Here is a 9,336-nt window from a genome sequence, read left to right on the forward strand (position 1 = left end):
TACCTGCGGTCGTCACAGGCGGCACGCCGGTCCTTGTGGTCCGGGCTGCTTCGGACCCAGCGGATCGTGCCGCGAACTCCGCTCCCATGATGGCGAACTCGACGATTCCCGGGCCACCACCTTGCTCCCATCGGCAAGATATCCGCAGGCTTTGGGCAAGGATTTCGTCGAGGCGGCGGGAAAAGGGCGACGGCCGACGGCAAGGGGTCGTCAGCGGCTCGCCCAGGACCCTGCAAGGGCGATGACGCACGATTCCGGTGTCTGGAGAAGTTGCTGGTCCAGGGCCGATGACGCCCCTGCGCACGGTTTGGCGACCGCACACCGGCTTTCGGACTGATTCGTGCTCACGTTTCGGACAGGGGGCCTTTTCTTGCCGAGTACAGCGCTTACAGATCCGGACCCGTGTGAGGCAAGTCTCGTTTTTGCACCGGCCGTTAAACAGTTGAATCAGGAAAGTTCGACAGTTCCCCGGTTGTTTCCCCGGCCCACCCGACGACCTGTTCTCGGAATTCCCGCCATCACCGCACCTTTGGCGGAAAGTCGTTGCTTCGGCCGTCAGGGCGTCGAATGCCACACGACCTGCCTGCCGGTGCACGGCCGCTCGAGGTCATCGATGACAACGTGAGGTGAACGGGCGCGGGGCCGGCGTCGTCGGTCGACGAACCATGCCTCACGCCCTCTCCGGCACGTCGAGCGGCCGTCCGCCCATGGCCGGGCCTCCGCACCGTCCGCGCTCCGAACCGGATGCCGACGGCCGCCTTCGCGCTTCACCGGACACCCACCAGGCCGCGCGGGTCCGGCCGGCCTTCCGATTCCGCTTCCCCATTTTCCCCATTTTCCCCACGTTCCCCACGTTCCCCGTTTTCACCGCCAAGGAGCACAGCACATGACCACACACCCGTCCCTGTCGCGCCGGCGCATGCTCGGGCTGGCGGCTCTGGGTGCTGCCGCACTCACAGGGCAGGGCACGATCACGGCGGCCCCGCGGGCCGCCGCCGCCACCGCGGGCGGAGTCTCCGACGGCACCTTCGTCCCCGCTGTCGTGGTCGGCACCGGATACGGCGCGGCCGTCTCCGCGCTGCGCCTCGGCGAGGCAGGGGTGTCCACCCTGATGCTGGAGATGGGCCAACTGTGGAACCAGCCCGGCCCGGACGGCAACGTGTTCAGCGGGATGCTCAAGCCCGACAAGCGCTCCAGCTGGTTCAAGACCCGCACCGAGGCCCCGCTCGGCTCCTTCCTGTGGCTCGATGTCGCCAACCGGGACATCCAGCCGTACGCCGGTGTACTGGACCGGGTCCACTTCGACCAGATGTCCGTGTACGTGGGACGCGGTGTCGGCGGCGGTTCGCTCGTCAACGGCGGCATGGCGGTCACGCCCCGGCGCTCGTACTTCGAGGAGGTGCTGCCCCAGGTCGACGCCGACGAGATGTACACCAAGTACTTCCCCCGCGCGAACTCCACCCTCGGCGTGAAGACCATCGACAAGACCTGGTTCGAGCAGACGGAGTGGTACACGTACGCGCGTGTCTCACGCCAGCAGGCCGCGAACGCGGGCCTGAGCACCACCTTCGTGCCCAACGTGTACGACTGGGACTACATGCGCCGTGAGGCGGACGGCACGGCGGCCAGATCCGCGCTGGCCGCCGAGGTCATCTACGGCAACAACCACGGCAAGGTCTCCCTCGACAAGAGCTACCTGGCGGCCGCCCTCGGCACCGGCAAGGTCACCATCGAGACCCTGCACCAGGTCAAGACGATCCGGCAGCGCAACGACGGCACCTACCTGCTGACCGTCGAGCAGAAGGACGCCGGCGGTACGCTGCTCGCGACCAAGACGATCTCCTGCCGCCACCTCTTCCTCGGCGCCGGCAGCCTCGGCTCGACCGAACTGCTGCTGCGTGCCCGGGAGACCGGAACCCTTCCGAATCTCGGCTCGGAGATCGGCGGAGGCTGGGGCCCCAACGGCAACATCATGACCGCCCGCGCCAACCACGTGTGGAACCCGACGGGCAGCCATCAGTCGTCGATCCCCGCCCTCGGCATCGACGACTGGGACAACCCCGACGCCCCCGTCTTCGCCGAGATCGCCCCCATGCCTGCCGGCCTGGAGACCTGGGTCAGCCTGTACCTGGCCATCACCAAGAACCCGGAACGCGGCACCTTCGTCTACGACGCCGCCAAGGACCGGGCGGACCTGCACTGGACCCGGGACCAGAACGCACCCGCGGTCGCGGCCGCGAAGTCGCTGTTCGACCGCATCAACAGTGCCAACACCACCATCTACCGCTACGACCTCTTCGGCAAGCAACTCAAGGCCTTCGCCGACGACTTCTGCTACCACCCGCTGGGCGGCTGCGTCCTCGGCAGGGCCACCGACAACTACGGCCGCGTCGCCGGATACAAGAACCTCTACGTGACCGACGGCTCGCTGATCCCCGGCAGCATCGGCGTCAACCCGTTCGTGACCATCACGGCGCTGGCGGAGCGGAACGTCGAGCGCATCATCCGGGAGGACGTCGAGGATTCACACCGTGATGGATGAAACGCGTGCCACGACGGTGGCCCATGTTTCGTCCGGCGCGGCGAAACACGGATCGGAGTACGGTGAGATTTTCCGGTTGATGTTCGAGCAGTCCGGGCTGTGCATGGCCACGCTGGACCGTTCTTTGCATCTGCGTGAAGCCAACATCGACTTCCTCGCGCAATTCGGCCGAAATCGTCAAGACAGTTACGGTCTCCCGTTCTCGGCGTTCCTGCATCCGACGGTACGGCGTTCCATAGGCCGTGATCTGGAACTGCTCAGCACCGGTAAGCGCGACCGCTTCGGGGGAGACTTCATCGCGGTCAGGCAGGACGGCGCGCTGCTGTTCGGGGAGCTGACCGCCGTTTCGGTGGTCGGCTCGCTCGGTGAGGTCGATTCCATTCTGGTGTTGGTGGGCCGGACTTCCCGGGTCGGCAAGGCGCAGGCAATGGTTCGGCGTGGAATGCTGCTCGCCCCGATGGACGCCAGGATCCTGGAAGGCGTCGCCGCGGGGATGTCCACGGGCAAGCTGGCGACCGTTCTGCACATGAGCCGGGGCGGGGTGGAGTACCGCATCACGGCTCTGTTGCGCAGGTTCAAAGCCATCAACCGAACCGAACTGGCCTCGAAGGCATTCTCCATGGGCCTGCTGACCACCGACAGCTGGCCGCCCACCGTGCAGTCGGCCTACATGCAGGCTTGAGGGGACGACACGAAGCGGAGCCGCCCGGTGGTCTGTCGGGCGGCTCCGCTTCGTGTCGGATCAGGGTCTCAGCCGGACTCGTCAGGGGCTTTTGACGTACTCGGGATGCACCCGGGGCGGCCAAGTGCCGCTGTTCAGGATGCCCAGCGTGTAGGCGCGGGAGACGAGCGCCGGCCGGTTGGGCACGTCCAGCTTTCGCAACATGGCGCTGACGTGGTACTCGATGCCCTTGCAGCTCAGGTGCAGCCGACCGGCCAACTGCACGGTGGAGGCACCGGCGGCGACCTTCTCCAGGATGCTGGCCTCCGTCTCGCTCAGGAGGGTCGACCGGACACCGCCCGGCGGGTGTTCGGGGGTCGGGGGGTCGACCTGGACCAGTACGAGGAGCGGGCTGTCGGCGCGGCCGTCGGTCCGCGTCCGCAAGGCCGTGAGATTGCCCCCCACCGCGTTCTTCGGACGCGGCAACTTGACGTACTCGGTGAGACGGCCGGTGCGGCCGAGACGGAGCTGATCGAAACCGACCCGTAGCCGGGAGCGGCTGTCAGGGTGGACAAGGTCGGCGAACGCGATGTCACTGACCTCGGAGGAATTGCGGTTCAGGAGGGCGAGCATGGCGTCGTTCGCCCGCCGGATCCGGCTGTGCGGGTCCAGCGCCGCCATTCCGACTCCGGAACGCTCGAAAAGGGAACGGAACATGGCCGCCGACCGGGCCGGTGTCCGTTGGTGAAAAGAGTGATTGATTTCGACCCGCGGGTGTTCCGTCGGGCAATTTAATGCATCTGACATGAAGTTCCTCGTAGGAAGTCGTCAGGTGACCACGCCAGTCGCTTCTGCCGGTCTGGTCCATATCACCCAGAGCCCCGGTGCGCGAGGTGACAGACGAAGTGTCAGTGTCGGACATAAGTCGTCGAAAATCAGATCCAGCCCGGTTGCTTCTTGTATCAAAGGCTAGTTGCACGTTTATCCACGAGGCAACTCGACGTGATGAGTGTCACGGCTCCCGACCGATGTCTTCGCGTCGAATTTCGGTCGGCTGTCTAGGGATTTCCGGCCGGGGACCTCGTGAGAATGTCCGGTGCTACCGACCTTCATGCGGAGAGGCTGCGAGCCATGACCATGGCCGAAAAAGACATTCCCTCGATGGCGTCCCTGACCGCCCCCCTGCTCGGCATCAACGAGGAATTGCGGGCGATGCAGGCGGAACGGCCCATCTGGAAGGTCAGGACCTACACCGGTGACGAGGCCTGGCTGGTCATGGGTGCTTCCGAGATCAAGCGGCTGCTCGTCGACAAGAGGCTGGGCCGTTCGCATCCCGACCCGGCCAACGCGCCGAAATACGCCCCGAGTCCGGTCTTCGAGCAGATCATGGCCGAGTTCGAACGTCATACCGAGATCCGGGCGTTGCTCACGCCGTACTTCTCCCGCACGTCCATGCGGATGCTGCAGCCCAAGGTCGAGGCGACCGTGGTGGAACTGGTCGAGACGATGCTGGCCGGCGAGTCCCCGGCGGAACTGCAGAAGGTGCTGGCGCGTCCGTTGGCCATGCGCGTGCTGTGCGAACTCGTCGGCATCCCCGTGGCCGACGAGGAACTGGTCGGCCGACTTCTGCACCGGATGGCCGGCCTCGGCGCCGCCGACGGCGACGCCACCCTCGACGCCTACCTGGCCGGGATCGCGGCGCAGAGGCGGGCCGAACCGCGCGAGGACATGATGTCCGGACTGGTCGCCGCGGGACAGACCGATGAGCGGGCGGCGACGCTGGTCGCGATGCTGCTGTTCGCCGGCGGCGAGAGCGTCGCCACGCACATCGGGTTCGGCGTGGCCCGGCTGGCCACCGACGACGCGCTGCGCGAGGCGCTGAGCCGCGATCCCGCGCTGGTCGAGCCGGTGGTCGAGGAGATGCTGCGCACCGCGAGTCACGGTGGAGGGGCCCAACCCCATTACGCCAACGCGGACATCGAGATCGCGGGGGTGACCATCCGGGCCGGAGACCTCGTGCTGCCGGACTTCGCGCTGGCCAACTTCGACGCACGGGCCTTCGAGAACCCGGAGGTCGTCGACCTCACGCGCAGCCCGAACCATCACCTGGCGTTCGCGCACGGAAGCTGGCACTGTCTCGGCGCGCCCCTGGCTCGGATGGAGCTGCGGACGGTCTACACGACGCTGGTCGAGCGAGCGCCCTCCCTCCGTCTCGCGGTGCCGCTCGACGAGCTGAACCGCGAGACGGACCGGCTGTTCTCGACCATGCCCGAGTTGAGCATCACCTGGTGAGACCGCTCTGTCGGGAAGCACCCCTTCGGGTGCCTCCCGATATCGCCTCGAACTGAGCCGTGTACAGGCGGGCGTAGGCGCCATTGACGGCGAGGAGTTGCTCGTGCCTGCCCTGCTCGACGATCCGGCCCCCGTTCATGACGAGGATCAGGTCGGCGTCACGGATGGTGGACAGCCGGTGCGCGATCACGAAGCTGGTACGGCCCCGGCGCAGTCGTGCCATGGCCTGCTGCACCAGCAGTTCGCTGCGGGTGTCCACCGAGCTGGTCGCTTCGTCGAGGATCAGCACGGACGGCGAGGCGAGGAACGCCCGTGCCACGGTGATGAGCTGCCTCTCGCCGGCGCTGATGCCCGCCGCCTCGTCGAGCACGGTGTCGTAACCCTGAGGAAGCGTCCTCAAGAAGTGGTCCACCCGCATGGCCCTGGCCGCGGCGACGATCTCCTCCCGCGTCGCCTCCGGGCGTCCGTACGCGATGTTCTCCGCCACCGTTCCCTCGAACAACCACGTGTCCTGGAGCACCAGCCCCATGCGCGAGCGGAGGGATTCGCGGCTCATCGTCGCGATGTCCACGCCGTCGAGCAGGATCCGTCCGGCATCGGGTTCGTAGAAGCGCATCAGGAGGTTGGCGAGTGTCGTCTTGCCCGCACCGGTCGGCCCCACGATCGCGACCGTGGTCCCCGGCGACACCGACAAGAAGAAGGTCTCGATCAGCGGACGGCTCTGTCGGTAGCGGAAGCTGACGTCCTGGAACTCGACGTGCCCGGACACGGTGGCCAGCGAGGCCGGTTCGGCGGGTTCGGCGGACTGCTCGTCGGCGTCGAGGAAGGCGAAGACGCGTTCGGCCGAGACCAGGCCGGACTGGAGCTTTCCGACGACGGAGCCGATCTGGCCGGCCTGGTTGCTGAACTGGTGGGTGTACTGGAGGAAGGCCTGCACCTCGCCGAGGGACAACGCGCCCGAGGCGACCCGCAGCACGCCGATGACGGACACGGCGACGTAGTTCAGGTTCGACACGAAGCCCAGCGCGGGTTCGAGGGCCGCCGCGAGAAACTGCGCGGCCGAGCCCGCCCGGTACGCCTTTTCGTTGTGCTCGTCGAACTCCGCCTCGCTGTGGGCCTGGCGTCCGAAGACCCGTACCAGCGCGTGTCCGGTGTACATGTCCTCGACGTGCGTGGCCAGGGCGCCGGTCGCGTCCCACTGCTCGGCGAACCGTGGCCGTGCCCGGGCACTCAGCTTCGCCGCGATCAGGGCGCACACCGGGAGGCTCGCCAGCAGCAGGGACGCCAGCAGCGGCGAGATCACGAACATCACCGCGGTGAGGCCGCTCGCGTACAACACGGCGGTGCCCAGCTGACTGAACGTCTGCTGGAGCACCTGTTGCAGATTGTCGACATCGTTGGTGACGCGGTTCAGCAGCTCGCCGCGCGGCTGCCCGTCGAAGTAGGAGAGGGGCAGCCGGGCCAGTTTCGCCTCCGCCCGGGTCCTGACGTCCCGGGCGATCGCCTGGACGACGTTCGCCGCGATGCGCTCCTGCACGAAGTTGGCGGCCGACCCGGCCGCGTAGAGGGCCAGCGCCGTCGACAACACCGCCGCCACCGCCGCGAAGTCGATGCCGTGACCGGGTGTGAAGTCGACCGTGTCGTAGACGGAGGCGAGGGTTCCGTGGCCCTGCGCGCGGAGCCGGTCCAGTGCCTGCTCCTTGGTGAGGCCGGCCGGCAGTGCCTGACCGGCCACGCCGGCGACGATCAGGTTGGTGGCGTGCCCGAGGCGGAGCGGGGCGGTGATGTTCACCACGACCCCGGCGAGGCTCACCAGAACGGTGACGGCGAGGACCCTCCGGTGCGGGCGCATCAGCCGCGCGATCGCCCGCAGGGTTCCCTTCGGGTCCGCGGCCTGCTTCTTCTCGGTCACGCCGCTTCCTCCACGTTGTCGAGCTGGGACCGCACGATCTCCCGGTACGTTCCGTTCTCTGTCAGCAGGTGTTCGTGGGAGCCCCGGCCCACCACGCGGCCGTCCTCCAGTACGAGGATCAGGTCGGCGTCCTGGACGGCGCCCACCCGCTGCGCGACGATCACCACCGTCGCGTCGGCGAGTTCCGGGGCCAGTGCGGTGCGTACGGCCAGGTCCGTCTCGGCGTCCAGGCCGGAGAAACAGTCGTCGAACAAATAGATTCCGGGCCGTCGCAGCAGGGTTCTCGCGAGGGCGATCCGCTGCCGCTGTCCGCCCGAGACGTTCGTGCCGCCCTGGGTGATCTCCGCTTGCAGCCCACCCGGCATCGCCGCCACGAACTCCCGCGCCTGGGCGGTCTCGAGCGCGTGCCAGATGTCCGCGTCGGTGGCGTTCTCGTTGCCCCAGCGCAGGTTGGATGCGACGGTGCCCGCGAAGAGGTAAGGCTGCTGCGCGACCAGACCCACGGCGCGACTGCGGGTGCCGGCGTCCAGATCACGCACGTCGACCCCGTCCACCAGCACCGATCCGGACGTGGCGTCGAACAGTCGTGTCACCAGGTTCAACAGGGTGGTCTTGCCGCCCCCGGTGCCGCCGATCACCGCCACGGTCTGGCCGGGCTCGGCGATCAGGTCGATGTCGTGCAGAAACGGCTCCTCGGCGCCGGGATAACGGAACCCGACGCCGCGCAGTTCCAGGCGTCCCGGCCGTGGCCCGGACACGACCGGCCGGGAGGACCTGGCCATCTCCGGCTCGGTGTCGAGCACCTCACGGATGCGTCGCGCGGCAGCGGCGGCCCTGGGAACCGTGAGCATGACGTACATGGCGATGACCATGGAGGTCAGCACCAGCACGATGTATCCGAGGAACGCGCTCAGCGCTCCGACCTGCAGTGCTCCCGAGGCGATCCGTTTCGCGCCGATCCAGGCCACCGCCACGGTGAAGCCGTTGCCCAGCAGCCACACCAGCGGGAACATGCCGGCCGCGAGCCGGCGCACCCCGCGGGTCAGTACGAACATCTCGGTGTTCGCCGCGTCGAACCGCTCCTGCTCGTGGGTGTCCCGGACGAAGGCACGGACCACGCGCACGCCGGTGATCTGCTCACGGAACAGCCGGCTGATGGTGTCCATGCCGCCCTGGATGCGGTCGTAGAGGTGGCTCATCCGGGTCAGGATCACCGCCACCACGACCGTCGTCACCGGGATCAGGACGATGACGACCAGCGCCAACGGCACGTCCTGGCGCAGCGCGAGCACCACGCTCACCACACACATGATGGGCGCGGTGATGATGCTGCTCAGCCCGTCGGCCGCGAGGGTCTGGACCTGCTGCACGTCGTTGAGTGTCCTGGTGGCCAGGGATGACGTGCCGAAGCGCCCCACCTCGTGCGCGGAGAACCGCTGCACGTGGCGGAACATCGCCGACCTCAGATCGCGGCCGACCGCGGTGGCGGCACGCGCGGCGAAGTACTCGGCTCCCAGCCGCGCGGCGAGCTGGACCACGACGACGAGCACCATGCCCGTGCCCAGCCAGATGATCCCCGGCAGTGACCCCACCAGCAGTCCACGGTCGATGACCTGTGCGCTCAGCGTGGGGAGCATGAGGAGCGCCAGAGTCTGTGCGATCTGGAGGGTGATGGTCAGCGCGACCCAGGTCCGGTAAGGGCGTAGGTACGTCCTGAGCAATCGCAAGGGCACGCGGTACTCCGGAGGTCGATGGCGGTTGGCCGCCGGGCACCTGCGTCCGGCGCGGGCAGCGTCACCCGGACCGGGGCGGTGAATCCCTAGTGCCCCCGCACATCTTTCGCTCCTGACACTAGGAAATTCCGGCTGCCCGGAGATCGAGACTGCACGAGGGTGTCCGCGAGTGAATGGAAGCGACATGGATCGTGCG

At 67.7% G+C, this 9,336-nt stretch carries 6 protein-coding genes; 3 read left to right on the forward strand and 3 right to left on the reverse strand.

The window, feature by feature from the left end; all coding sequences use genetic code 11:
- The first annotated feature begins 886 nt into the window (after positions 1-886).
- Together IO36_RS39690 and IO36_RS39695 are read left to right on the forward strand one after the other, a co-directional pair.
- A complete protein-coding gene (locus IO36_RS39690) occupies positions 887-2,542 on the forward strand; it encodes a GMC oxidoreductase (RefSeq protein WP_037627917.1) in 1,656 nt (551 codons plus the stop codon).
- A complete protein-coding gene (locus IO36_RS39695) occupies positions 2,535-3,224 on the forward strand; it encodes a helix-turn-helix transcriptional regulator (protein ID WP_245173661.1) in 690 nt (229 codons plus the stop codon). Before IO36_RS39690 ends, IO36_RS39695 begins: the two co-directional genes overlap by 8 nt.
- Positions 3,225-3,305: 81 nt before the next feature.
- Here IO36_RS39695 and IO36_RS39700 read toward each other — a convergent pair whose 3' ends face one another.
- Entirely contained in the window at positions 3,306-3,920 is a 615-nt protein-coding gene (locus IO36_RS39700; protein ID WP_158997757.1) for a LuxR C-terminal-related transcriptional regulator, read from the reverse strand.
- Between the two features lie 414 nt (positions 3,921-4,334).
- Here IO36_RS39700 and IO36_RS39705 point away from each other — a divergent pair, with 414 nt between their 5' ends.
- Positions 4,335-5,495, forward strand: coding sequence for a cytochrome P450 (locus tag IO36_RS39705; RefSeq protein ID WP_037627921.1), 1,161 nt, complete (start codon positions 4,335-4,337; stop codon positions 5,493-5,495).
- Here the strand turns inward: IO36_RS39705 and IO36_RS39710 are convergent.
- Both IO36_RS39710 and IO36_RS39715 read right to left on the reverse strand, forming a co-directional pair.
- Positions 5,485-7,347 (reverse strand): ABC transporter ATP-binding protein, encoded by a 1,863-nt coding sequence (locus IO36_RS39710; RefSeq protein WP_107065920.1) that lies wholly within the window; start codon positions 7,345-7,347, stop codon positions 5,485-5,487. The genes IO36_RS39705 and IO36_RS39710 overlap by 11 nt on opposite strands.
- A 56-nt stretch (positions 7,348-7,403) precedes the next feature.
- A complete protein-coding gene (locus IO36_RS39715; protein WP_037627922.1) occupies positions 7,404-9,140 on the reverse strand; it encodes an ABC transporter ATP-binding protein in 1,737 nt (578 codons plus the stop codon).
- Between the last annotated feature and the right edge of the window lie 196 nt (positions 9,141-9,336).

It is taken from the genome of Streptomyces aureus (assembly GCF_000725495.1).
GTDB lineage: Bacteria > Actinomycetota > Actinomycetes > Streptomycetales > Streptomycetaceae > Streptomyces > Streptomyces aureus_B.